The following is a 22,337-nucleotide window of genomic DNA, read 5'->3' as shown; positions in this document are numbered from 1 at the left end:
AGCCGGAGTCGGTGGGATCCGAGCCGGAGTCGGTGGGATCCGAGCCAGTGACGGTGGGATCCGAGCCAGTGGCGGTCGGAGGGGCCGGGCCACGGGCGGCGGCTCCTGTTGACAGGCCGCTGTCGGGTGGCGCGTCACGCCGCTTGCGCCACTCCCATCGGATCGTCGAGCACCGCCCGCACCACCGAATGCGCCGCACCGAGCAGCGGGCCGTCCGAGCCGAACCGGGAGACGGCGACCCCGTCCGTCGGAGTCGCCGTGCGGCGCGTCAACTCCCTTTCCAGGGACGGCAACAGCCACGGTGCGAGGTGGGAGAGCGCGCCGCCCAGCACCACCGCGCGCGGGTCGAGCAGATTCACCGCGCCGGTCAGCGCGATCCCCAGCGCCGTGCCGGCGCCGCGCAGCGCACGGCGGGTGTCCGCGTCGCCCGCCGCGGCCCGCTCGGCGAGCAGCGTCACCCGGTCCGCGCCCGGCGCGACGCCCGCAGCGCGCAGTACCGCCTCCTCACCCGCGTACTGCTCGAGGCAGCCGCGCCCGCCGCACGGGCAGGCCGGGCCCTCGGGGCGCACCGGCACATGTCCGAGCTCGCCCGCGAAGCCCCTTGTGCCGCGCAGGAGTTGACCGTCGACGACGAGCGCGGCGCCGATGCCGATCTCCGCCGACACGTGCAGGAAGTCCGCGGGGGAGTCGGCGGCGAGCCACAGTTCGGCGAGGGCGCCGAAGTTCGCCTCGTTGTCGACGCGCAGCGGCACCTCGCTGGGCAGCAGCGCGGACACGTCCGTGTCGTGCCAGTCCAGGTTGGGGGCGCGGACGACGGTGCGGGTGCCGCGCGCCACCAGACCCGGCACCGCGACGGCGAGCCCCGCCGGCCGCAGCCCCTCGGCCGCGGCCTCCTCGGCCACCTGCCGCACCAGCGCCGCGAGATCACTCAGTACGGGGCCGGGCGCACGCCCCCGGTTGCCGACCCGCAGCTCGGCGCGGGTCCGGACCTCGCCGCGCAGATCCACCGCGCACACGGCGAGGTGGTCGACGCCCACCTCGGCACCGAGCCCGGCGGGGCCCCGGCCGCTGACGCCGAGGGCGGAGCCGGGCCGGCCCACACCGCCGGGCCGCTGCGGACCCAGCTCCTCCAGGAGACCGGCCCGGATCAGCTCGTCGACCAGCGTGGAGACGGCGGCCCGGGTCAGCCCGATGTGCCCTGCCACCGACGCCCGGGACAACGGGCCCTCGGCGGCGACCGCGTGCATCACGCGGGACAGGTTGCGGCGGCGCATGCCCTGCTGGGTGTCGGGCGTCCCCGGCCGGGGCCGGTGCAATGGTGCGGTCATGCGGTCATGCTCCCAGGACGTGGGCGGGACGACACGAGCAGGTGGGCGAGGACGGCCCGGCCGCGCACCTGGTGACCGGGTCGTCCGGGGTCAGGGTGACTCCGGCGACGGACGGCCCGGCCGCGCACCTGGTGACCGGGCGGGCCGGGGTCAGGGTGACTCCGGCGACGGCCGCGTCGCGCCCCGCCCCGCCCCGAGGCACGCTCCTCACACCCCGTCCAACAGCGGCCCCGCCCCCGTCAGCACCCCCGAGATCCGTTCCAGCGTCGCCTCGTCCCGCTCCACCGGGTCGAGGACGGGGCCCTGCGCCGTGTTCCAGCGGCGGGCAACAGCTGCCGGGTCCTCACCGGTGAGCAGGCCCGCGGCCTGTGCGGCGGCGCCGAGGGCCACGAGCTCGCGGGCCTCGGGGACCTGGACGGCCCGCCCGGAGAGGCGGCGTACCGTCTGCTGCCAGGCCGTGCCGCGCGCGCCGCCGCCGATCAGCAGCAGGGGGGCGGACCGGTCGGCCTCGTCGTCCAGGACGCGGTCGAGGGCGCCGAGCAGCGCGTGCACCGCTCCGTCGTACGCCGCTTGCAGCAGCTGCCCGCCGGTCGTGTCGTGCCGCAGACCGGACAACAGGCCCGATGCGTTGGGGAGATCGGGTGTCCGCTCGCCGTCCAGGTAGGGCAGGATCGTCGCCGTACCACCGCTCTCGACGGCCTCGCGGTCCAGGCCGAGCAGGGTGGCGATCCGGTCCACGGCGAGGGTGCAGTTCAGGGTGCAGGCCAGCGGCAGCCAGTCCCCGTGGGCGGCGGCGAACCCGGCGACGATGCCGCTCGCGTCCGTGGGCCGGCGCCGCGACACCGCGTACACCGTGCCCGACGTGCCCAGGCTCAGCACGGGCGTGCCCGGCAGCAGGCCGAGGCCGAGCGCGGCGGCGGCGTTGTCCCCGGTGCCGGCCGCGACCAGGGTGCCCGGCGAGAAGGGGAGGCCGCCCTCGGTGTCTTGGACCGTGCCCGCGACCTCGCCGGGCCCGACCACCCGCGGCAGCAGCGCCGGATCGAGCCCGACCCGGCCGAGGATGTCCTCGTCGTACGCCTCGGTCGCCGACGCCCACCAGCCGGTGCCGGACGCGTCGCCCCGGTCCGTGGTGCCCGCGCCGGTCATCCGTCCGGTCAGGTAGTCGTGGGGCAGGCGCACCGCGGCGGTCGCACGGGCGGCCTCCGGCTCGTGCTCGGCCAGCCACGCCCACTTCGACACGGTGAACGAGGCGCCGGGCACGCTGCCGAACCGGTCCGCCCACACCTTCGCCCCGCCCAGCTCGTCGATGAGGCGCCGGGCCTGCGGCGCGGAGCGCACGTCGTTCCAGAGCAGCGCGGGACGCACCGGCCGCCCCTGCGCGTCGAGCGTGACGAGCCCGTGCTGCTGCCCGCCGACCGACACGGCCGCGGCCCGGCGCGCCGCGTCACCGCACTGGGCGAGCGCCGAGCGCAGCGCGGTGTACCACTCCTCGGGGTCGCTCTCGCGGCCCGCGCCCGAGGTCACCGTGTGCGGCGCCTGCCCACTGGCCACGACCGCGCCCGTGGCGACATCGACGACCAGGGCTTTCGTGGACTGCGTGGAACTGTCCACCCCGACGACATAGGGCCCATCGGCGACTGACATGCGGCTCTCCTGATTTCGGCGGTCCCGTGACCGGGACGTGATCGAGAAGGGTCCGATGGGGGTCGGCTCTTCCCAGCGGCGTGCTCGCATACTAATTTGTAAAGTGCCATGACGAAATAGGCGGGCGGCACGACATTGCCATGTCCGCGTACGGCGAGGGAGCCGCAAGATGACGTACCAGCCCACCCCGGACGACAAGTTCACCTTCGGCCTGTGGACCGTCGGCTGGCAGGGCCGTGACCCGTTCGGCGACGCCACCCGGCCCGCGCTCGACCCGGTCGAGTCGGTCAAGCGGCTGTCGGAGCTCGGCGCGCACGGCGTCACGTTCCACGACGACGACCTGATCCCCTTCGGCTCCTCCGACTCCGAGCGCGAGGGCCACATCAAGCGCTTCCGGCAGGCGCTCGACGCCGCGGGCATGGTCGTGCCGATGGCCACGACCAACCTGTTCACGCACCCCGTCTTCAAGGACGGCGGCTTCACCGCCAACGACCGCGACGTGCGCCGCTACGCGATCCGCAAGACCATGCGCAACGTGGACCTCGCCGCCGAGCTGGGCGCCGAGACGTACGTCGCCTGGGGTGGCCGTGAGGGCGCCGAGTCCGGTGGCGCCAAGGACGTGCGCCACGCCCTCGACCGGATGAAGGAGGCCTTCGACCTTCTCGGCGAGTACGTGATCGAGCAGGGCTACGACCTCAAGTTCGCCATCGAGCCCAAGCCGAACGAGCCCCGCGGCGACATCCTCCTGCCCACCGTCGGCCACGCCCTCGCGTTCATCGAGCGCCTGGAGCGCCCGGAGATGTACGGCGTCAACCCGGAGGTCGGCCACGAGCAGATGGCGGGCCTGAACTTCCCGCACGGCATCGCCCAGGCGCTGTGGGCGGGCAAGCTCTTCCACATCGACCTCAACGGCCAGTCCGGCATCAAGTACGACCAGGACCTGCGCTTCGGCGCCGGCGACCTGCGCTCCGCGTTCTGGCTCGTCGACCTGCTGGAGACCGCCGGGTACGAGGGCCCGCGGCACTTCGACTTCAAGCCGCCGCGGACCGAGGACTTCGACGGTGTCTGGGCGTCGGCCGCGGGCTGCATGCGCAACTACCTGATCCTGAAGGACCGCGCGGCCGCCTTCCGCGCCGACCCCGAGGTCCAGGAGGCGCTGCGCGCGTCCCGCCTGGACGAGCTGGCGCAGCCGACCGCGGCCGACGGGGTCGCCGGGCTCCTCGCGGACAAGGGCGCGTTCGAGGAGTTCGACGTGGACGCCGCCGCCGAGCGCGGCATGGCCTTCGAGTGCCTGGACCAGCTGGCGATGGACCACCTGCTGGCCGCACGCGGCTGATCCCGCCGGGGCGCGGGCGGGGGTTCGAAGACGGGCTCTCAGGGGGGTCGCGCGCCGGCCTCCCTGCGGGGACCCTGGGGGCATGTCCGTGCCCCCGCCTCCACCGCAGCAGCCACCCCCGCCGCCCAGTGATCAGCCGCCCTCGGACGGCGGGTTCGGCCCGCCGTCCGGCGGGCCGTTCGGCGCCCCGCCACCCGGGGAACCACACGGCCCTCGGCGACGCCCGTACCTTCTGCTCGCCGTGCTGGTCGCCCTCGTGGTGATCGTCGGCGCCGTCGTACTCGTGGCGACGCGCTCCTCGGACGGCGACGACAAACCCTCGCCGGGCGAGAGCACCCGGTCGGGCACGCCCGCACCGTCGTTGAGCGTCCCCAGCGAGCTGCCGAGCGAGCTGCCCAGTGAACTACCGAGCGAACTGCCGTCGAAGATCCCGACGAAGATCCCGACCGACCTGCCCAGCGAACTCCCCAGCGGCCTCCTGCCCAGCGATGTGGAATCCCTGCTGCCCTGAACCGCCTGGAACGGACCTCTCGGAGCGGACCTCTCGGAGCGGACCTCTCGGGGCGAGGGACGCGCTGCCATACTGCGGCGGTGAACACCAGTACGAAGCATCCTGCTTGGTCGCTACGCCCGGCCGGGCCGGATGACATCGAGGCCCTCGTCGAACTGCGGGCCGTCGTGATGCGCCCGGATCTCGAGCGGCTCGGACGGTACGACCCGCGGCGCGTACGGCAGCGTTTCCGGGACTCCTTCGTCCCGGGGTTCACCCGCGTCGTCGAGGCCGACGGAGTGCTTGCCGGCTGCGTGACGCTGCGCCCCGACGGGGACGGCCTGCTGCTGGAGCACTTCTATCTCGCGCCCGCGCTGCAAGGCCGCGGCCTCGGATCGGCGGTCCTTGCCGCCCTCCTGGACCGGGCCGACGCCGACGCCCGGGCCGTCCGCCTCAACGTGCTCACGGGCAGCCCCGCCCGGCGCCTCTACGAGCGGCACGGCTTCGTCCTGGAGTCGCAGGACCCGGTCGATGTGTTCATGATCCGTAAGCCGGGTTCCGTAAGCCGGGCCGTAAGCCTGGTCCCGTAAGCCGGGTCCCGTAAGCCGCGTTCCGCCCTCTCCCGCAGATCGTTCTGAGCGCATGCGATCGATACGATGATGCGGCCGCCGGCGACGGCCGGCGCGCCGGGGCAGGGGACAACGGGGAGGGGCCGGACTCATGCGGCTGCACGTAGACCGGCGCCACGCGCGCGTCCTGGAACTGCTGCGGGAACGCGGCACGCTGCGTGTCGCCGACCTCGCCCGCGAACTCGACGTCTCCCCGGTCACGCTGCGCCGCGACGTCGAGACGCTCGCCGCGCAGGGCCGGCTCCAGCGGCTGCACGGCGCCGTGGTGTGGCCCGGCGAGACGGCCGAACTCCCGCAGCCCGCAAGGAAGTCGATCGAGGGCGCTGTCGTCGGCATGGTGGTGCCGACCACCGAGTACTACTACGCGGAGGTCGTGCGCGGCGCCCGGGAGGCCGTGGAAGAGCGCGGCGCCCGCCTCGTCGTCGCGCTGTCCCGGTATTTGCCGGGCGAGGACTCCGTCCAGGCCGACCGGCTGCTCGCGGCGGGGGCCGACGGGCTGCTCCTGACGCCCAGTTGGGAGCGGGGCGTGCCGGGGCCGGGGGAGGGGCTGCGGATCATCGAGCGGCCCGTGCCGACGGTCCTCGTCGAGCGCTCGGCACCGCACGGCCACCCGGCCGCCGCCCTCGACCGGGTCCGCTCCGATCACGCCCACGGCGCCGCGGAGGCCGTGCGGCACCTGGCCTCGCTCGGCCACCGCACCCTCGCCCTGGCGGCCCAGGAGTCGCCCACCAGCGCCCAGTTGCGGCAGGGTTTCGAGGCGGCCGTGGAGGCGCTCGGACTGCGTCGGGCCCCCGGCCCGTCCCCGGCGCGGGAGCCCGCCGCCACCGAGGCCGAGCGGTTCGAGCGGACCTTCGCCTTCCTGCGGGAAGCGGTCGAGGAGCACGGCGTGAGCGCCGCGATCCTGCACAGTGACGCCGACGCGATCGTCCTGGTACCCCGGCTGCGGGCACAGGGCGTGCGCGTACCGGAGGACCTCTCCGTGATCACGTACGACGACGAGGTCGCCGCGCTCGCCGATCTGCCCCTGACGGCGGTCGCCCCGGCCAAGCGGACCGTGGGCCGGCGCGCCGCCGAACTGCTGCTGTCCCGGCTCGCCGAACCATCGGGCGCCCGCGAGCCGGGACAACACATCGACATCCTCCCGGAGTTGCGCCTCCGAGCCTCCTGCGGCACACCGCCGCCCGACCGGGCCGGAGGGTCGCCCTCTGCGTGACGCCGCCCGTCGGTTCGAGCCGGCCAGTCACCCCAGGCGTCAGCCGAGGCGGACCGTCACCTTCTGTGTCACGCCGCCGGTCGTGCTCAGGTCGCCGAACGTGAGCCGCAGCTCCCGGCCCGGTTCGGCTCCGGTCACCGGGCCCGGCTTCGATGTCACCGCCCTGACCGGGCGCCGCCAGGTCAGCGTGGCCGCCTTCACCGCACGGTTCGGGTCGCTCACCGACACCGTCGCCGTGCCGTCGCGCTTCTCCCGAATCTGCACGATCAGGGGCGCGTCCACCGTCACCCGGCCGACCGTCCCCGGCTCCCAGAACGTCACCCCGGTGAAGCCGAGTGACGGGACCCGAACGCCCTGCTGCGCTCCGGAGTTGGCGTCGACGTCGAGCCATTTCCGGTCCAACGCCCGCGCTGCCGTGCGCAGGTCGCTTGCTCCCGGCATCAGGATGCAGGCGTACGACGCGTCCGCGGGGTCGGTGCCGTGGTCCGCGAGCAGGGTCACGTAGCGGCGCGTCACCGGGTCGGCCGAGCCGCCGCCGTTGATGCTCTTCCAGGTGCCCGTACGCTCCTCGCGCAGCGCCGTCAGTGACGTACCGCCGGGGAAGACATAGCCGCCGTGTCCTGCCACGTGGGCCCAACGGGCGGTGCGGAAGCCTGCGTTCCAGGGGTGCCGCGTCGGCTGCGGGCGGCCGTCGACCGTCAGGCGTGCCGTGCCCGAGGCGCCGAGATTGCGGCTGTCGAAGACGCTCTCCACGCCCGCGCCGTCGGTGCTCGTGATGCCCGCGCCGAGGCACACCACCGCGTCGTCGAGGAAGAACCACGACTTCTTCGCCCGCAGCGTCGACGACAGGCCCCGCACGTCCTGGGCGAGCGCCGCATACGTGCCGTCCGTCGCGCCGCCCACCCATGTCGTGTCGGGCCGCGCCGCACCCCACGCGCCGCCCTCGGCGTCCGCGAGCGGCTTGCGCGAGACCGTCGTGCCGGGCAGCCGGTAGGGGTCCGCGGTCGGCCAGTAGCCGTCGCTGTACTGGCCGCCGCCGGCGCTGTCGCCCTCGGCCCACCAGGAGAGCATCCCCGAACCGGTGTGCCAGCCGCGGACGTTCTCGCCGTTGCCGTTCTCGTAGAAGGTGATCGCCTTCGACGACATCGACACCGAGGCCGTGAACCGCTTGGTGCGGTGCGTGGCCCGTGCCATCGCCGGGAACACGTGGTGGCCGGTCGGTTCGGCGGCCGGTTTCACGCCGGAGTCGTCGAGCAGGGACGTCACCCGGGACAGCGCGGCGACCCCGAGCGTGCGGCCCGCCGTCACGTCGCTGTAGCGGTCGCGGGTGTACCAGCCCTTGGCGAGCGCCTGCCAGCGCGCGTTCTCCCCGGCGCTCGCGCCCTGCCCGAGCAGCAGGACCGACGCGATGATCGCGTGCCCGCGCGCGTGGTCGTCCTGCTGGATCTTCAGCGGATCGGTGGCGACCAGACCACGGCTGATCGCACGCCCGGACACGTTGTCGATCATCAGCCCGTCGTGCAGGAACGGCGCGTACGCGTCCTCCACCGAGTCCAGGAAGATCTGCCGCTTACTGTCGGTGATCGCCCACGTGGAGCCGCCGAGCAGGGCGAACAGCTTGCTGAGGCCGTCGATGAGGACGGCGCCGTAGGAACCCGTGTAGGGCACGTACGTGTGCTGGATCAGCGAGCCGTCCGCGTACAGGCCGTCGCCCGAGGTGACGTACGGGAAGACCGGCGAGACGGCGTCCCGGGCCAGCGCGACCTTGGCCGCCGTGCCGTCGAGGATGCCGCGCAGCGCGAGGACACGGCACAGGTCGATGCGGTTGGCGCCGGTGCTGGTGCCCGTGTACTTCGCGACCAGCGAGTCCGGGACGAAATGGTCGATCGCCTCGACCGTCGTGGTCAGCCGGTCGGCGCCCAGGTGCTCGTACATGAGGACCGCGATGTCGAGCAGCCGCTGCGGGGCGCCGATCTGGAAGTTGTACCAATTCCCGTACTGCGCCCGCGACTTGTTGTAGACCTGAGCGCTCAGATGGTCGACGGCGGTGAGGATCGCCGTCTTGAGCGCCGCGTCGCCCGTCAGGCCGGTGCCGGGCTGGCAGAAGGCCTCCGCCATCGCGCGCACCCGCTCGTAGCTGGTCTGGATCTTCTCCGAGTAGCCGTACGACTCCGTGTCCGTGTCGGGGTCCGGGTCGCCGAAGACCGCGTCCGGCCAGAGCGAGCCGTCCGCCGGTGCCATCGCGTCGCGCCAGGCCTTGGCCTGGGTGCCGAGCGTGGCGAGCTTCGACTTGAACGGTTCGGCGGTCGGGCTGAATCCCTCACCGAGGTACAGGGCCCGCCACTTCGCGCGCAGGGCGGCGAATTCGTCGTCGGCCTCCGTCGCCGTGGCCGCCCGGGGAAGTCCGACGGCGAGCGCGGCGCCGGCCGCCGCGGTCGAGGCGAGGAAGCCGCGACGCGACCAGGACGAAGAAGGCTCTTGCGACGTCATGAAAAGCTCCGGATGCTGGAGTGTCCGCTGGGGGTAAGCGGTTTCTAGCATCCGGAGTTTCAAACGCTCAAGAGGATCGCCCAAGTTGAGCGTTTCGATCGCTTTGGGGGGAGGGTGCTGTGCCGTTCAGGCGGCGACCCACACCGTGGTGATGTTGCAGAACTCCTTGATCCCATGGCCCGCCAGCTCGCGCCCGTACCCGGAGCGCTTCGCGCCGCCGAAGGGCAGCGCCGGATGCGAGGCCGTCATCCCGTTCACGAAGACGCCGCCCGCCCCGCTGTCGCGGGCGAACCGCTCGATCTCGTCCTCGTCGCCGGTCCACAGGTTCGAACTCAGCCCGAAGGGCGTGTCGTTCGCGACCGCGATCGCCTCGTTCAGGTCCGCGACCCGGTACAGCGTGGCGACGGGGCCGAACGTCTCCTCGCGATGGATCCGCATCTCGGGCGTGATGTCGGTCAGCACCGTCGGCTCGTAGAACCAGCCGCGGTCCGCGAAGTCCTTCGGCCGCTGCCCGCCGCACAGCACGGTCGCTCCGGACTCGACGGCCTCGTCGACCAGCTCCTCCAGATCCTTCCTGCCCTGCTCGCTGGCGAGCGGACCGACATCCGTCGACTCCTCGAGCGGATCGCCCACGCGCAGCGCGCGCATGCCCTCGACGAAGGCGTCCCGGAACTCGGTGAAGACGTCCTCGTGCACGATGAACCGCTTCGCCGCGATACACGACTGGCCGTTGTTCTGCACCCGGGCCGTTACCGCCGTCTTCGCGGCCTTGGCGACGTCCGCCGACGGCATGACCACGTACGGGTCGCTGCCGCCCAGCTCCAATACCGTCTTCTTCACCTCGTCACCGGCGATCGAGGCGACGGAGCGGCCCGCGGGCTCACTGCCCGTGAGGGTCGCGGCGGCCACGCGCTCGTCGCGCAGGATGGACTCGATCTCACCGGAGCCGACCAGGAGCGTCTGGAAGCAGCCCTCGGGGAATCCGGCCCGGCGGAACAGGTCCTCCAGGTAGAGCGCGGTCTGCGGGACGTTCGACGCGTGCTTGAGCAGCCCCACGTTCCCGGCCATCAGGGCGGGCGCCGCGAACCGGACGACCTGCCACAGCGGGAAGTTCCACGGCATCACCGCGAGCACCACGCCCAGCGGCCGGTACCGCACATGCGCGCGGGCCGCGCCGGAGTCCTTCACGTCCGCCTCCGCGGGGTGCTCGTCGGCCAGCAGATGCTGCGCGTTCTGCGCGTACCAGCGCATCGCCTTCGCGCATTTCGCCGCCTCGGCGCGGGCCGCCGCGAGCGGCTTGCCCATCTCCGTCGTCATGACGCGCGCGATGTCCGGGGTGTCCGCGTCCAGCAGGTCGGCAGCCTGCTGGAGCATCCTCGCCCGGTCGAAGAACGACGTCGTGCGGTACGAGTCGAATGTCCGGGCCGCCAGGGCCAGCTTCTGCTCGATGTCCTCCGAAGAGAGGGCGTCGTACGTCTTGAGTGTCTCGCCGTTCGCGGGGTTGACCGTCGCGATGGGCATGGGGGCGACCTCCTGAGCGCGGTTCCTTCGACCTTCCCGCGCGGCGCGGGGCCGCGCAACGCGGGGGGTCCCTCCGCGTACCCGGACACGCCGCCGTCAGACCTGCCCGGCGAGCCGGTCCAGGAACACCGTCTGGGCCTTGACCACGGCCGCCCGCGCCGCGTCCAGGCCGAACCACGCCACCCGGTCCAGCTCGGGGAACTCGGCGATGCGGCCCGAACCGCGCGGCCACTCCATCGTGAAGGTGCCCGGCACCATGTCCGCCGGATCGAAGCCGGCCTCCATCGCCCACACGGTGACGTGCTTCCCGTTCGACTGCACCGTCTCGCCGAGCGGCAGCGGCGTCCCGTCCGGCGCGGGCACCCCCAGCTCCTCCTGGAACTCGCGCCGCGCCGCGTCCCAGGGCGCCTCGTCCGGTTCGTACTCGCCCTTCGGGACGCTCCACGCCCCCGCGTCCTTGCGCGCCCAGAACGGGCCGCCCATGTGCCCGAGCAGCACCTCGGGCCCGCCGGGGGTACGGCGGTAGAGGAGCAGACCCGCGCTGCGTTTCGTTCGCTTCGTCCCGTCAGCCATGGAGTCAGTCTCGGCGCGGATACCGGATGACCGCGAGCACACGGCGATTCTGGTCCTCCGCAGGGGGCAGTAAGGGGCAGTCCCACCGCCACCCGGCCGCGGAGCGCCCGGGCCCGGGGTCAGGGGAGGTCGCGGGGCAGGACGCCGAGGGCCGTGGCGTCCGCCAGATGCTGGCCGAGGCGCAGTTGCAGCGCTCCCGGCGGACCGGCCCGCTCCGACAGCAGGCTCAGCGAGCCGACCGTACGGTCCGCCGTACGCAACGGCACCGCCACCACACACGCGAAGCCCAGCGAGCGCGCCATCGCCGTGTACGACGGCCAGTTGGCCCGCGCGTAGGGGTGGGCCAGCGGCACACCACGGATGGGCTGCGCCGAGGCCCGGCAGTCCGCACCGGGGCCCTCGCCCCAGGACAGCGAGGCCTGCTCGAGCCGCAGGCCGCGGTTGTCGGACGCGGCCATGTCCACCCGTCCCGTCGGCGGTTTGAGCACGGCCGACGCCGTGGGCACCCCGAGCAGCGAGATACAGCATCCGACGAGAGCGGCCAGGGCCTGGGCGGAGCCGCGTACGGCGGCGTCCGCCACTTCGACGAATGCTGTCGCGAGCCGCTCGCTGTCCACCTGATACGCCTCGTACGGCATGCCGCGCATGGCTGATCCCCCTTGCTCCTGACCTGTCCGCCCCGCACAGCTACCGTCGCCCGCCCGGCACACGGCCGGGCGGGCGGACTTTGCAGAAGGGGTATGCCCGATGGATGGGCGTCCCGAACCGTCTCACATGTGTACGGCGTCCCCGGTCGCCGCGGACTTCGGTACTCCGGGCCGGTACAGCACCAGCGTCACCACGAAACCGACCGCGAAGAACAGCGCCGACCACCAGAACGCGGTCGAGTAGCTCTCCATCGAGGCCTGCGCCTGGACCAGCGGCGAGGGCTGCTTGCCGGCGAGGTAGCTCGTCGCGGCGCCTGTCGCGAGCGAGTTGAGCAGCGCCGTGCCGATCGAACCGCCCACCTGCTGGCTGGTGTTGACCATCGCGGAGGCGACGCCCGCGTCATGCGCCTCGACACCCGCCGTGGCCAGGTTCATCGCGGTGGCGAAGATCAGGCCGAGTCCGAGACCGGCGACGAGCAGCGGCGGCAGCACGTGCGCCGCGTAACTGCTGTGCAGATCGAGCGCGGTGAGCCAGGCCATGCCACCGGCCGAGAGCGCCATGCCGAGGGGCACGATCGGTTTCGGCCCCAGCCTGGGCACCAGGTAGTTCGTCGTGACGACGGAGGAGAACACCATGCAGGCCACCATCGGCAGGAACGCCACGCCGGTGATCACCGGCGAGTACGCGAGGATCTGCTGCAGGTAGTACGTCAGGAACAGGAACACACCGAACATGCCCGCGCCGGAGAGGAACATCGCGAGGTACGACGCCCCGCGGTCCCGGTCCAGGACCACGCGCAGCGGCAGCAGCGGATGCGGCGCCCGCATCTCCCACCAGGCGAACGCGATGAGCAGCAGGACGCCGATGACGAGGAAGCCCCAGGTCAAAAAGGAGCCCCAGTCGTGCGACTCGGCGTTCGAGAACCCGTAGACGATGCAGAACAGGCCGACCGAGACCAGCACCGTGCCAGGCACGTCCAGCTTCGGCCGGTCCGTGGGCCTGCCGCCGTGCAGCAGCCGCATCCCGCCGACGATCGCGACGACCGCGAACAGCAGGTTCACGTACAGGCACCAGCGCCAGTCGAGATACTCGGTCAGCACACCGCCGAGCAGCAGGCCGACCGCGCCGCCCGCACCCGCGATGGCGCCGTAGATTCCGAACGCCTTCGCGCGCTCGCGCGGGTCCGTGAACGTCGTCGTCAGCAGCGACAGCGCGGCCGGCGCGAGCAGCGCGCCGAACACGCCTTGCAGCGCCCGCGCGAAGACCAGCATCCCGAAGCTCGTCGCCGCGCCGCCGAGGGCCGAGGCCGCGGCGAAGCCGATCAGACCGGCGATGAACACGGCCTTGCGGCCCACCAGGTCGGCGATGCGCCCGCCGAGCAGCAGCAGGCTGCCGAAGGCGAGCGCGTACGCGGTCACGATCCACTGCCGGTTGCCGTCGTCGAAGCCGAGGTCCTGCTGCGCGGACGGCAGCGCGATGTTCACGATCGTCGCGTCGAGCACGACCATCAGCTGAGCGATGCCGATGACGGCGAGGATCAGCCATCGGTGCTCGTGCTTCCCGCCGCCCGTGTGGGCCGCCGAACCGCCGGCCTCGGGTGGTGTGGCCCGCATGCCGGGTCCGGACGGTGCCGCGGCGGAGTCGGACGAGCGATCCATGGTGGCCTCCAGACGCCCAGGTACACCCCCCTGATCAAGCTCCTCCACCACGCTAAGCGCCCGGCACACGGACGGCGACCGGGGAGGGAACGTCACCGTTCCCCTGCCCGGCCGCCGTGGTCCCGCGTGCCCGGTCGCCCGAGCTCAGCCGATCTGCTCGTCCACCGGAGCGGAGTTCCCGGACGCGGAGCTCTCCGCCACGGAGTCCTTCGCCGTAGGCTCCTTCGCCGTACGCGGCCCCGGCACCGTGGCCCTGGCCGGAGCGGCGTCGGGCGTGCGCAGGGCGAGCAGCCGCTGGGCCAGCGGCTGGGTGTAACGGGCGGTGAGCGGACCCACGATCACCAGGATCAGCACGTACGCGGTGGCCAGCGGGCCGAGCCGCGGCTCGATACCGGACGTCACCGCGAGCCCCGCGATCACGATGGAGAACTCGCCGCGCGCGACCAGGGCGCCGCCGGCCCGCCAGCGGCCCTTCAGCGACACCCCGGCCCGGCGCGCCGCCCAGTAGCCGGTGAAGATCTTCGTGCAGGCCGTGACCACGGCGAGCAGCAGCGCGGGCAGCAGCACCGGCGGAATGCTCGCCGGGTCGGTGTGCAGCCCGAAGAAGACGAAGAACACCGCGGCGAACAGGTCCCGCAGCGGCGACAGCAGCGTGTGCGTGCCCTCGGCGACCTCGCCCGACAGCGCGATGCCGACGAGGAACGCGCCGACGGCGGCGGACACCTGGAGCTGCTGCGCGAGCCCCGCGACGAGGATCGTCAGACCGAGGACGACCAGGAGCAGCTTCTCCGGGTCGTCGCTCGACACGAACCGGGAGATGTGCCGGCCGTAGCGCACCGCCACGAACAGGACCAGCCCCGCGGCGCCCAGCGCGATCGCCAGCGTGAGACCGCCCGCGGCCCAGCCGACGCCGGCGAGGAGCGCCGTGATGATGGGCAGGTACACCGCCATCGCCAGGTCCTCCAGGACCAGGATGCTCAGGATGACCGGTGTCTCGCGGTTGCCGAGCCGTCCGAGGTCCCCGAGCACCTTGGCGATCACGCCCGACGACGAGATCCAGGTGACACCGGCGAGCACGACGGCGGCCACCGGGCCCCAGCCCATCAGCAGCGCGGCGGCCGCGCCCGGCAGCGCGTTGAACGTCATGTCGACGAGCCCCGCCGGGTACTGCGTCTTGAGATTGCTGACGAGGTCGCTCGCCGTGTACTCCAGGCCGAGCATCAGCAGCAGCAGGATCACGCCTATCTCGGCGCCGATGGCGACGAACTCCTCGCTCGCGCCGAGGGGGAGCAGGCCGCCCTCGCCGAACGCGAGGCCCGCGAGGAGATAGAGCGGGATCGGTGAGAAGCTCAGCCGCCCGGCGAGCCGGCCCAGCAGGCCGAGCGCCAGGATGATCGCCCCGAATTCGATGAGAAAAACAGCGGAATGCATCCGATCACTCCCGCCCCAGGATCGTGGCCGCCGCCTCGACGCCCTCGCGGGTGCCGATCACGATGACCGTGTCCCCGCCGGCGAGGCGGAAGTCCGGCGTCGGCGAGGGGATCGCCTCCGCGCGGCGCAGCACGGCGACGATCGACGCACCGGTCTCGGTCCGCATGTGCGTCTCCCCGAGCAGCCGGCCGTTCCAGTGCGACACCCCGGGGATCTCGATGCGCTCGGCGACCAGACCCAGATCGGTGGTGTGCAGCAGGTTCGGGCTGTGGTGCGAGGGCATCAACGCGTCGATGAGGTACGCCGCCTCGCCCGAGGACAGCTTCAGCGACAGGGCGCAGGCGTCCGGGTCGTCGGCCTGGTACGCGCTGAGCGTGCGGCCCCCGTCCCGGTGGGCGACGACCGACAGCTGGCGTTGTTCTCGTGTGGTGAGGTCGTAGCGGAATCCGATCCCCGGCAATGGTGTCCTGCTCAGGCGTGAAGCGGGCACGTCTCTCCCCTTGTCCGTGCATGTCCGGGCAACGGTCCCGGCGCGATTAGGTGGCTCATGCATCTTTCAGTGCACCTGTCACCTTATACGGTTCATGTTTTGGCAAAGAAAAAGTCGGCCGTCGCGGAGCCCAGGGGCGGGTCAGCCGTCGAGGGCAGGGTGCGCCGCCAGCACCGTCTCCACCGTGTCCGCCTGCTCGGGCGTCTTGTCCTCCCGGTAACGGATGACCCGCGCGAAGCGCAGCGTGACGCCCGCCGGATACCGCGTCGACCTCTGCAGACCGTCGTACGCGATCTCCACGACCAGCTCCGGCCGCACCGTGACGACGTGGCCGTCGTCGCCGAGGGCCAGCTCCCGCAGCCGCTCCGTCTGCCACACGAGCAGTGCGTCGGTGAGCCCCTTGAACGTCTTGCCGAGCATCGCGAACGACCCGTCGCCGCGCCGCGCCCCCAGGTGCAGGTTCGACAGCTTCCCGGTCCGCCGCCCATGCCCCCATTCGGCACCGAGCACCACCAGGTCGAGCGTGTGCACCGGCTTCACCTTCAGCCAGGACGCGCCACGGCGCCCCGCGCTGTACGGGGCTTCGAGGCCCTTGAGGACGACGCCCTCGTGCCCGCGCCCCACCGTCGCGTCGAAGAATTCCTGCGCCGCGGCCCGCTGCTCCGGCTCCGCGGCGTCCTCCACGACGATCCGCCGCACCCGCATCGGCTCCGGCACGAGCAGCGCCAGCCGCTCGTGCCGCCGGGCGAACGGCAGATCCAGCAGATCGACCCCGTCGACGTACAGCACGTCGAAGAAGACCGCGGAGACGGGCACCGCCTCGGCGGCCCGCGCCACGTCCACCCGAGACCCGACGCGCCCCGCCACCTCCTGGAACGCGCGCGGCCGTCCCGTGTCGTCCAGCGAGACGACCTCGCCGTCCAGGATGAACCGCTCGCTCGTCAGCTCCCGCGCCGCCGCCGTCACCTCCGGCAGCCGGTCGGTGATGTCGTCGAGCGTGCGGGTGAAGACGCGGACCTCGTCCCCGTCCCGGTGCACCTGGACGCGAATGCCGTCGAGCTTCTCCTCCACGGCGCACGCACCCAGCTTGTCGAGGCCCTCGCCGACCGACCCCGCCGAGTGCGCCAGCATCGGCTGTACGGGGTGGCGCACGGTGAGCCGGAACTCCGCGAGCGCGGCAGGCCCCCCGGCGAGCAGCGCCTGCGCCACCGGTTGCAGCCCGCCCGCCAGCATCACGGCACGCCGGACGTCCCCCGGGGGAGCGTCGGTGGCCCGCGCGAGCCCTTCGAGGGCGACCGCGTCCAGGGCGCCCTGGCGTACCTCGCCGGTCACGAGCCCGATCAGGAACCGCTGCTCGTCCTGCGTCGCGGCCGCCATCAACTCGCCCACCAGGCGCCGCCGTTCGGCCTGCGAACCGGCGCCGACCACATCGCCGAGCGCGGTCAGCGCCGCGTCCACGTCCCGCACACCCAGCCGCGGCTCGGCGGACGGCTCCACGCGCTCGCTCAGCACCCGCCAGCCGATCCCGAGCCGCCCCTGCGGCAGGCGTCCCGCCAGATACGGGATGACGAGCGGCACATCGTCCGGCTCCGCGTCCCGGAACAGCTCCGCGAGCAGTTCGATCTTCCGGGACCGCGCCGAGGCGGCGGCGACCTCCTGGGACACCTGAGCGAGCCGGGCAAAGAGCATGCAGCCATCGTGCAACGAGTGCCCGCGCGGCGCGAGGGGTGCCCGGGGCCGGCCGACGTGGCAGGTGGAGAGCGGGCCGAGCCAGTGGTGGCAGGCCCGCCTGCGCCGACCCGCTCGCGATCCGGCTCGTGCACAGCCGCTCGGCCGCCCGGAGCGAGCGTGAGCCGGTTGTGGCCCGAAATATGTGGCGGCGGTCAGTGGCCGGGCGCAAGCTGAGGTCACCGCTCGCGCATCGGCGCGCGGCCCTGGAGGTGCGGCATGGCTCCCTTCGTTCTCCTCTTCCTCATCGCGGTGGCCCTGGGCATCGTCGGGGTCGTCGCCAAGGGCCTGTTCTGGCTGTTCATCGTCGGCGTGGTCGTCCTCATCGTCGACTTCGCGTGGTTCGGCTCGCGCCTGCGCCAACGGGTCGGCCGCAGGTCCTGACGCCGGACGCCGTCCTACGGGAGAGAGCGCCGCGCCCCGCTCAGTGGCCGTCGCCGGGCTCCAGCGCGGGTGCGGTGACCCCGAGATGGGAGCGGCACTGCGGCCGCGGGGCCTCGTCGAGGCGGGGGCGGACCTGGCGTGGCCGCACGAACAGCGCCGCCGCCGCGGCCGCCAGCAGGAACAGCAGGGCGCACCCGTACGCCGCCCGGTGGAACGAGGCGTTCACGGCCGCGGGCCGGGTGTAGGCCGCGCCCGACAGACCCACCGCGAGCGGCAGCCCGGCGACGACCAGCAGCTGCGCGACCCGTGCCGCCGTGTTGTTCACCCCGCTCGCGAGCCCGGCGTGCTCCGCGTCCACCGACGCCAGGACGGTCGCCGTCAGCGGGGCCACGAACATGCTCATCCCCAGACCCAGCACGGCGACCGCGGGCAGCACATCGGCGACGTACGAGGAGTCCGGGCCGATCCGCAGCATCAGCAGCGCCCCGCCCGCGGCGACGGCCGGGCCGACGACGAGCGGCGGCGTCGGCCCGACCCGGCGGGCCAGATCGGCGGCCCGGGCGGACAGCAGCAGCATCAGAGCGGTCACCGGCAGCGTCGCCGTCCCCGCCTGCAACGCGTCGTAGCCCAACGCGATCTGCAACTGCACCGGCAGCAGGAACAGGATCCCGCCGATCCCCGCGTACAGGCACAACGTCATGGCGTTCGTCGCGCTGAACAGCCGCGAGGCGAACAACGACGGCGGCAGCATCGGCGCGGCCCGGCGCCGCTCCACCAGGACGAAGGCGATACCGGCTACGACGCCGACGAGCGCGGGCAACCCGGTCGAGACTGCGGAAGCGCCGCCGGACGCGCCGATCAGCGCGTAGCTCACCCCGCCCAGGCACAGCGCGGCGAGCACGGCGCCGACCTGGTCGAACGGGGCGTCGGCCGCCGTGGCGTCCCGGCTCTCGGGCACGTACCGCAGGGCGATCGCGAGGACGATCGCGGCGATCGGCACGTTGATGAGGAAGATCCACCGCCACCCGGGCCCGTCGATCAGCCAGCCGCCGAGGAACGGTCCGAGCGCCCCCGCCACCCCGGTGAGACCGGACCACGCGCCCACGGCCCGTGCCTGGTCGTCGGGGTGGAACACGGACCGCACCAGCGCCAGTGACCCCGGTGTCAGCAGCGCCGCACCGACTCCCTGCAAGGCCCGTGCGGCGATCAGCGTTCCCTCGCCCGGGGCGAACCCGCACAGCGCCGACGCGAGCGCGAACCACGCGACACCCAGCACCAGCGTGCGCCGCCGCCCGATCCGGTCGCCCATCGCCCCGCCCCACAGCAGCAGCGCGGACAGCGTCAGCATGTAGGCGTTGACGACCCACTGCAGCGCGGACAGCGAGGCCCCGAGGTCACGTCCCATGGTCGGCAGCGCCACGTTGACGACCGTGCCGTCCAGCATCGCCATCCCGGACGCCAGCACCACGCACGCCAGGATCCACCGCCCGCGCGCCGACGAGAGCCGGACGTCCGGGGCGGCATCAGGTCGGGGGTGCTCCGTCGCAGCCATCGGGCACATTCTAAGAACGTCGGCCGGCCGTGGGTGGTCGGCCGCCCATTTCGCGTTCCCGGAGCCGGGTGAAGGCGGTCGGGCCGGGCGGCCCGGGAGGAAGTCCCTGATCCGCTCGGCGCGGGCGCGCGGGCTCGCCGTACCCGTGTCGCACTCCAGGTCGTAGACGCCGTGCCGGTGCACCAGGTCGTACTGGAGCGCAACTCCCGGGCGATGCTCGTTCTGCCCGAACTGGACGTGCCATCACGGAAGATGATGCGGCCCACGGCCATCCCGGCATGATCACATGTGCCCATGCGGAACGTGCCGTACGTAGAGGGGACTCTGTGACCATGAAGTTCTTCGTGTACCACCGTGATCGACCGGGATCACTCGCGTTGCGCCTGGAGCACACGGAGGCGCATTGGTCCTACATGGACCGCTACGAACGGGAGTTGATTGCTCGCGGCCCGACCTTCGCCGCGGACGGCGAGACCCCGACGGGCAGCGTGCACATCGTCGACCTGCCGGATCCCGCCGCCGCTCGCGCGTTCGCCTTCGACGAGCCCAACTACCAGGCGGGCGCGTACCGGGACGTACTGCTGCGCCGCTGGCACGACAGGCTGGGGCGCACGATGTGGGACTTCCCCGGCGGACCCACCGGCGGCAACCGCTATCTGGTGCTCGGCCTCGGCTCGGGCCCGGCCGCCGACCTCGACGTACCGCCCGGCCGGGACGAGCTGATCGCGTACGGCCCCCTGGTCAGCGACGACGACAGCGCCTGGGTCGGGACGGCGGCGCTTCTCAGGGCCCCGGACCCGGACGCGGCCCGCGCCGTCCTGACCGCGGACCGGTACGCCGACGTAGAGGTCCACGACTGGGAGTTCGGCGGCCGGCGCTAGACGGCCTGCTCACAAACCGCGCACCCGCCCGACACGGCCCTGCTTGCACGCAAATTCGAACATGCGATCTAATCGCGAGTATGCGGCACACCATCACCGACGATCTCGTACGGACACGGCAGGAATGGACCGAGACCTACCAGCGGCTGGCCGAGCATCCCGGCCGTACCGCCCTGCGCCGCCGCCTGCTGCACCTGTCCCGTGTGCTGGCCGGCGAGCGGCTGACCCCGGCGGCCGAGGCGGAGCTGCGCCGTCGCGCGCGGCAGGGCGGGGGAGAGTCGTGAGGCCGCCGACCGGGGCGCGGGTCCGCGGCGGCGTCTGTGGGGCGGGCTCATGGGTCCAGTGGTAGTCGTCCACCGCCCGTCCCCGGCCGGCGGGCGCAGCGTCACGGTCAACGCCGTGCCTCTCGGCCTCGCGCACTCGGACGCGGACGTCGTCGAGTTCCTGCGCCGCGCGGGCCTGGAGAACGCGGAGGACCTCGTGCTCGGCGACTCCCCGCACATCGAGTGGCGCGGAGCGCCCGCCCACGAGTACGGAGCGGACTGAACGCGCGAGGCTAGGCGTTGCCGCGTACGGGCGCCGGTGCGTCGGACGGGCGGGACATGCCGTCCGGTTGCGGACGGACTACGGGGTCGACGGCGGCCGGAGCGACCGTGACCGGCGACGCGGCGGCGAGCGCGAGAGGGGCCGCTCCGGTGAGGACGGCGGTCGCCAGGGCGAGAGGGAGCAGTTTCGGCATACGCATGCCCGGACAACGAGCCCCTCTCGGCCGCGGGCACGCCCGTTCCCGACCGTCACCCGGACGCCGGTGGGCGGCGCGACCCCGTCGCCCACCGTCACTGGCCCCCGCGCGAGGCCCGTCTGCGGCGCATGCACACAATGGGCCGACCGACAGCACCCGTGACCCCCTCATACACACAAGGAGTCCCATGTCCGTCCTCGACACCGAGATCGGCGCCCTCAGCGGCGGCCCCGCCGACCTGGCCCAGTACCGTGGCAAGGCCGTCCTGATCGTCAACGTGGCCTCCAAGTGCGGCCTCACCCCGCAGTACGGCGCCCTGGAGCGGCTGCACGAGCAGTACGCGGCGCGCGGCTTCACGGTGCTGGGCGTGCCCTGCAACCAGTTCATGGGCCAGGAGCCCGGAACCGCCGACGAGATCGCGGAGTTCTGCTCGGCGACGTACGGCGTGACGTTCCCCATGACGGAGAAGGTCGACGTCAACGGCGCGGAGCGGCACCCCCTCTACGAGCGGCTGGTCACCACCTCCGACGCCGAAGGGCACTCCGGTGACGTGCGCTGGAACTTCGAGAAGTTCCTCGTCTCTCCCGACGGGACGGTCAAGGCGCGCTTCTCCCCGCAGACCGAGCCCGACGCCGACGACGTCACCGGTGCCATCGAATCCGTCCTGCCCCGCTGACGACAGGACCTTCCGCCTCGGCGGGTGCGCCACCGGAAGTCCGCGGGGCGCGTCCGTCAGGCGGGTGGACGGTGGAGGCGGCCTCTCGCCACCAGTTCGAGGGTGGTCGCCACCGCGATCGTCTGGACCGCCATGAGGGCGATCAGGACGAAGAGCTGGACCGCGCCGGCCTGGACGGGGGACGCGCCGCCCAGGAGCATGCCGACGAACGCGCCGGGGAGGGTGACCAGGCCGACCGTGCGGGTCTGGTCGAGGCCGGGGAGCAGGGCGTCGGACACAGCGGGGCGGGCTATCTCCAGGCGGGCGTCGTGGGGCAGGAGGCCCAGGGCGAGGCAGGCCTCCACCTCGCCGTGGCGCGCCGTGAGCTCGTCCAGTGCGCGCCGCCCGGCCAGGACCGTCGTGGTGAGCGCGCCCCCGATGAGGATGCCGGTGACGGGGATCAGCGCGACACCGCGCGGCGGCAGCAGGCCCGAGGCGACGAGCGCGCCGACGATCGGGACCACGGGTGCGGCGATCGGCAGCGCCGCCCACACCCAGCTGCGGTCCGGTGTGATGCGCCGGCCGGCCGTCCGCGCCGCCACACAGAACATGAGCAGCACGAACGCGAGCAGTGCGGCCCCGTGCCGGATCACCCAGCCGATCACCAGGGAGACCGCACCGAGTTGGACGGTCGCGCGGCCACCGGCCACCGCGATCTCCCGGGCGCGCCGCCACGAGGCGTCCGGCGCGAGCCGGAACACCGCCGCTGTGGCCACTGCCACCAGAAGCAGGGCGACAAGCGTGGCCGCGAGGACGCCGTTGACGGGCAGGAGGGTGGCCGCGGCCACCGTTCGATCACGCATTCCCGCAGCCTAGAACGCTCCGACCTGGGCACCGGTGCTGTGCTGTGCTGTGCTGTGCCAGGGCCCGTACGTGCGGGACGA

Annotated in this window: 22 protein-coding genes; 9 read left to right on the top strand and 13 right to left on the bottom strand. The window is 73.0% G+C overall.

Annotated elements, in window-relative coordinates; translation table 11 throughout:
• Positions 1–134 precede the first annotated feature (134 nt).
• Positions 135–1,328 carry an ROK family transcriptional regulator gene (locus tag ABD366_RS06825; RefSeq protein ID WP_324772297.1) on the bottom strand — a complete coding sequence of 398 codons (1,194 nt, stop codon included), beginning with the start codon at positions 1,326–1,328 and terminating at the stop codon, positions 135–137.
• Between the two features lie 207 nt (positions 1,329–1,535).
• On the bottom strand, positions 1,536–2,972 hold the full coding sequence (gene xylB, locus ABD366_RS06820; protein ID WP_324772298.1) for a xylulokinase: 1,437 nt from the start codon (positions 2,970–2,972) through the stop codon (positions 1,536–1,538).
• A 169-nt stretch (positions 2,973–3,141) separates the two neighbouring features.
• Here xylB and xylA point away from each other — a divergent pair, with 169 nt between their 5' ends.
• The 4 genes from xylA to ABD366_RS06800 all read left to right on the top strand — a co-directional run bounded on the left by xylA (position 3,142) and on the right by ABD366_RS06800 (position 6,640).
• Positions 3,142–4,308 carry a xylose isomerase gene (xylA, locus tag ABD366_RS06815; RefSeq protein WP_324772299.1) on the top strand — a complete coding sequence of 389 codons (1,167 nt, stop codon included), beginning with the start codon at positions 3,142–3,144 and terminating at the stop codon, positions 4,306–4,308.
• 241 nt (positions 4,309–4,549) lie between these two features.
• Positions 4,550–4,819 carry a hypothetical protein gene (locus ABD366_RS06810; RefSeq protein ID WP_344441275.1) on the top strand — a complete coding sequence of 90 codons (270 nt, stop codon included), beginning with the start codon at positions 4,550–4,552 and terminating at the stop codon, positions 4,817–4,819.
• Positions 4,820–4,899: 80 nt separating this feature from the next.
• Positions 4,900–5,388 carry a GNAT family N-acetyltransferase gene (locus tag ABD366_RS06805; protein WP_324772301.1) on the top strand — a complete coding sequence of 163 codons (489 nt, stop codon included), beginning with the start codon at positions 4,900–4,902 and terminating at the stop codon, positions 5,386–5,388.
• A 130-nt stretch (positions 5,389–5,518) separates the two neighbouring features.
• Positions 5,519–6,640: a substrate-binding domain-containing protein gene (locus ABD366_RS06800; RefSeq protein ID WP_324772302.1), complete on the top strand. Its 1,122-nt coding sequence runs from the start codon at positions 5,519–5,521 to the stop codon at positions 6,638–6,640.
• A gap of 39 nt (positions 6,641–6,679) precedes the next feature.
• Here ABD366_RS06800 and ABD366_RS06795 read toward each other — a convergent pair whose 3' ends face one another.
• From ABD366_RS06795 to ABD366_RS06760, 8 genes are all read right to left on the bottom strand, one after another.
• The gene (locus ABD366_RS06795) at positions 6,680–9,130 is read right to left on the bottom strand and encodes a polysaccharide lyase 8 family protein (RefSeq protein ID WP_324772303.1); all 2,451 of its coding nucleotides are present in this window, start codon (positions 9,128–9,130) and stop codon (positions 6,680–6,682) included.
• A 126-nt stretch (positions 9,131–9,256) separates the two neighbouring features.
• Complete coding sequence (locus ABD366_RS06790; RefSeq protein ID WP_324772304.1) at positions 9,257–10,651, bottom strand: NADP-dependent succinic semialdehyde dehydrogenase; 1,395 nt, start codon at positions 10,649–10,651, stop codon at positions 9,257–9,259.
• Positions 10,652–10,747: 96 nt separating this feature from the next.
• Positions 10,748–11,224, bottom strand: coding sequence for an NUDIX hydrolase (locus ABD366_RS06785; RefSeq protein ID WP_324772305.1), 477 nt, complete (start codon positions 11,222–11,224; stop codon positions 10,748–10,750).
• Positions 11,225–11,343: 119 nt separating this feature from the next.
• Positions 11,344–11,871, bottom strand: coding sequence for a GAF domain-containing protein (locus ABD366_RS06780; RefSeq protein ID WP_324772306.1), 528 nt, complete (start codon positions 11,869–11,871; stop codon positions 11,344–11,346).
• Positions 11,872–11,994: 123 nt separating this feature from the next.
• Entirely contained in the window at positions 11,995–13,530 is a 1,536-nt protein-coding gene (locus ABD366_RS06775) for an MFS transporter (protein ID WP_324772307.1), read from the bottom strand.
• Positions 13,531–13,674: 144 nt separating this feature from the next.
• Positions 13,675–14,961: a cation:proton antiporter gene (locus tag ABD366_RS06770; protein WP_324772308.1), complete on the bottom strand. Its 1,287-nt coding sequence runs from the start codon at positions 14,959–14,961 to the stop codon at positions 13,675–13,677.
• A 4-nt stretch (positions 14,962–14,965) separates the two neighbouring features.
• Complete coding sequence (locus ABD366_RS06765) at positions 14,966–15,451, bottom strand: cation:proton antiporter regulatory subunit (RefSeq protein ID WP_324772309.1); 486 nt, start codon at positions 15,449–15,451, stop codon at positions 14,966–14,968.
• A gap of 141 nt (positions 15,452–15,592) precedes the next feature.
• Positions 15,593–17,140, bottom strand: coding sequence for an ATP-dependent DNA ligase (locus ABD366_RS06760; RefSeq protein ID WP_324772310.1), 1,548 nt, complete (start codon positions 17,138–17,140; stop codon positions 15,593–15,595).
• 258 nt (positions 17,141–17,398) lie between these two features.
• Between ABD366_RS06760 and ABD366_RS06755 the strand changes: the two genes are divergently transcribed.
• Positions 17,399–17,563 carry a hypothetical protein gene (locus tag ABD366_RS06755; RefSeq protein ID WP_324772311.1) on the top strand — a complete coding sequence of 55 codons (165 nt, stop codon included), beginning with the start codon at positions 17,399–17,401 and terminating at the stop codon, positions 17,561–17,563.
• A 40-nt stretch (positions 17,564–17,603) separates the two neighbouring features.
• Here the strand turns inward: ABD366_RS06755 and ABD366_RS06750 are convergent, their stop codons facing one another.
• The gene (locus ABD366_RS06750; RefSeq protein WP_324772312.1) at positions 17,604–19,115 is read right to left on the bottom strand and encodes an MFS transporter; all 1,512 of its coding nucleotides are present in this window, start codon (positions 19,113–19,115) and stop codon (positions 17,604–17,606) included.
• 332 nt (positions 19,116–19,447) lie between these two features.
• Here ABD366_RS06750 and ABD366_RS06745 point away from each other — a divergent pair, with 332 nt between their 5' ends.
• From ABD366_RS06745 to ABD366_RS06735, 3 genes are all read left to right on the top strand, one after another.
• Positions 19,448–19,996: a YciI family protein gene (locus ABD366_RS06745; RefSeq protein WP_324772313.1), complete on the top strand. Its 549-nt coding sequence runs from the start codon at positions 19,448–19,450 to the stop codon at positions 19,994–19,996.
• 80 nt (positions 19,997–20,076) lie between these two features.
• Entirely contained in the window at positions 20,077–20,280 is a 204-nt protein-coding gene (locus ABD366_RS06740) for a hypothetical protein (protein ID WP_324772314.1), read from the top strand.
• Positions 20,281–20,329: 49 nt separating this feature from the next.
• Entirely contained in the window at positions 20,330–20,542 is a 213-nt protein-coding gene (locus ABD366_RS06735; protein ID WP_324772315.1) for a hypothetical protein, read from the top strand.
• Positions 20,543–20,552: 10 nt separating this feature from the next.
• Here the strand turns inward: ABD366_RS06735 and ABD366_RS06730 are convergent, their stop codons facing one another.
• Positions 20,553–20,741 (bottom strand): hypothetical protein, encoded by a 189-nt coding sequence (locus ABD366_RS06730; RefSeq protein WP_324772316.1) that lies wholly within the window; start codon positions 20,739–20,741, stop codon positions 20,553–20,555.
• Between the two features lie 184 nt (positions 20,742–20,925).
• Between ABD366_RS06730 and ABD366_RS06725 the strand changes: the two genes are divergently transcribed.
• Positions 20,926–21,414: a glutathione peroxidase gene (locus ABD366_RS06725; protein ID WP_324772317.1), complete on the top strand. Its 489-nt coding sequence runs from the start codon at positions 20,926–20,928 to the stop codon at positions 21,412–21,414.
• A 56-nt stretch (positions 21,415–21,470) separates the two neighbouring features.
• Here ABD366_RS06725 and ABD366_RS06720 read toward each other — a convergent pair whose 3' ends face one another.
• Entirely contained in the window at positions 21,471–22,256 is a 786-nt protein-coding gene (locus ABD366_RS06720) for an ABC transporter permease (protein WP_324772318.1), read from the bottom strand.
• Between the last annotated feature and the right edge of the window lie 81 nt (positions 22,257–22,337).

The sequence above is a fragment of the Streptomyces kunmingensis genome (assembly GCF_039533535.1).
GTDB classification, from domain to species: Bacteria; Actinomycetota; Actinomycetes; order Streptomycetales; family Streptomycetaceae; genus Streptomyces; species Streptomyces kunmingensis.
This window is presented reverse-complemented; position numbering and strand designations above follow the sequence as displayed.

Excerpts from the sequence above, each read along its gene's own strand:
- ABD366_RS06800 (WP_324772302.1), top strand. The coding sequence starts at position 5,519 with ATGCGGCTGCACGTAGACCGGCGCCACGCGCGCGTCCTGGAACTGCTG.
- xylB (WP_324772298.1), bottom strand. The coding sequence starts at position 2,972 with ATGTCAGTCGCCGATGGGCCCTATGTCGTCGGGGTGGACAGTTCCACG.
- ABD366_RS06760 (WP_324772310.1), bottom strand. The coding sequence starts at position 17,140 with ATGCTCTTTGCCCGGCTCGCTCAGGTGTCCCAGGAGGTCGCCGCCGCC.
- ABD366_RS06750 (WP_324772312.1), bottom strand. The coding sequence starts at position 19,115 with ATGGCTGCGACGGAGCACCCCCGACCTGATGCCGCCCCGGACGTCCGG.
- ABD366_RS06740 (WP_324772314.1), top strand. The coding sequence starts at position 20,077 with ATGCGGCACACCATCACCGACGATCTCGTACGGACACGGCAGGAATGG.
- ABD366_RS06785 (WP_324772305.1), bottom strand. The coding sequence starts at position 11,224 with ATGGCTGACGGGACGAAGCGAACGAAACGCAGCGCGGGTCTGCTCCTC.
- ABD366_RS06745 (WP_324772313.1), top strand. The coding sequence starts at position 19,448 with ATGAAGTTCTTCGTGTACCACCGTGATCGACCGGGATCACTCGCGTTG.
- ABD366_RS06720 (WP_324772318.1), bottom strand. The coding sequence starts at position 22,256 with ATGCGTGATCGAACGGTGGCCGCGGCCACCCTCCTGCCCGTCAACGGC.
- ABD366_RS06735 (WP_324772315.1), top strand. The coding sequence starts at position 20,330 with ATGGGTCCAGTGGTAGTCGTCCACCGCCCGTCCCCGGCCGGCGGGCGC.
- ABD366_RS06825 (WP_324772297.1), bottom strand. The coding sequence starts at position 1,328 with ATGACCGCACCATTGCACCGGCCCCGGCCGGGGACGCCCGACACCCAG.
- ABD366_RS06755 (WP_324772311.1), top strand. The coding sequence starts at position 17,399 with ATGGCTCCCTTCGTTCTCCTCTTCCTCATCGCGGTGGCCCTGGGCATC.
- ABD366_RS06775 (WP_324772307.1), bottom strand. The coding sequence starts at position 13,530 with ATGGATCGCTCGTCCGACTCCGCCGCGGCACCGTCCGGACCCGGCATG.
- ABD366_RS06730 (WP_324772316.1), bottom strand. The coding sequence starts at position 20,741 with ATGCGTATGCCGAAACTGCTCCCTCTCGCCCTGGCGACCGCCGTCCTC.
- ABD366_RS06790 (WP_324772304.1), bottom strand. The coding sequence starts at position 10,651 with ATGCCCATCGCGACGGTCAACCCCGCGAACGGCGAGACACTCAAGACG.
- ABD366_RS06770 (WP_324772308.1), bottom strand. The coding sequence starts at position 14,961 with ATGCATTCCGCTGTTTTTCTCATCGAATTCGGGGCGATCATCCTGGCG.
- ABD366_RS06780 (WP_324772306.1), bottom strand. The coding sequence starts at position 11,871 with ATGCGCGGCATGCCGTACGAGGCGTATCAGGTGGACAGCGAGCGGCTC.
- ABD366_RS06725 (WP_324772317.1), top strand. The coding sequence starts at position 20,926 with ATGTCCGTCCTCGACACCGAGATCGGCGCCCTCAGCGGCGGCCCCGCC.
- ABD366_RS06795 (WP_324772303.1), bottom strand. The coding sequence starts at position 9,130 with ATGACGTCGCAAGAGCCTTCTTCGTCCTGGTCGCGTCGCGGCTTCCTC.
- xylA (WP_324772299.1), top strand. The coding sequence starts at position 3,142 with ATGACGTACCAGCCCACCCCGGACGACAAGTTCACCTTCGGCCTGTGG.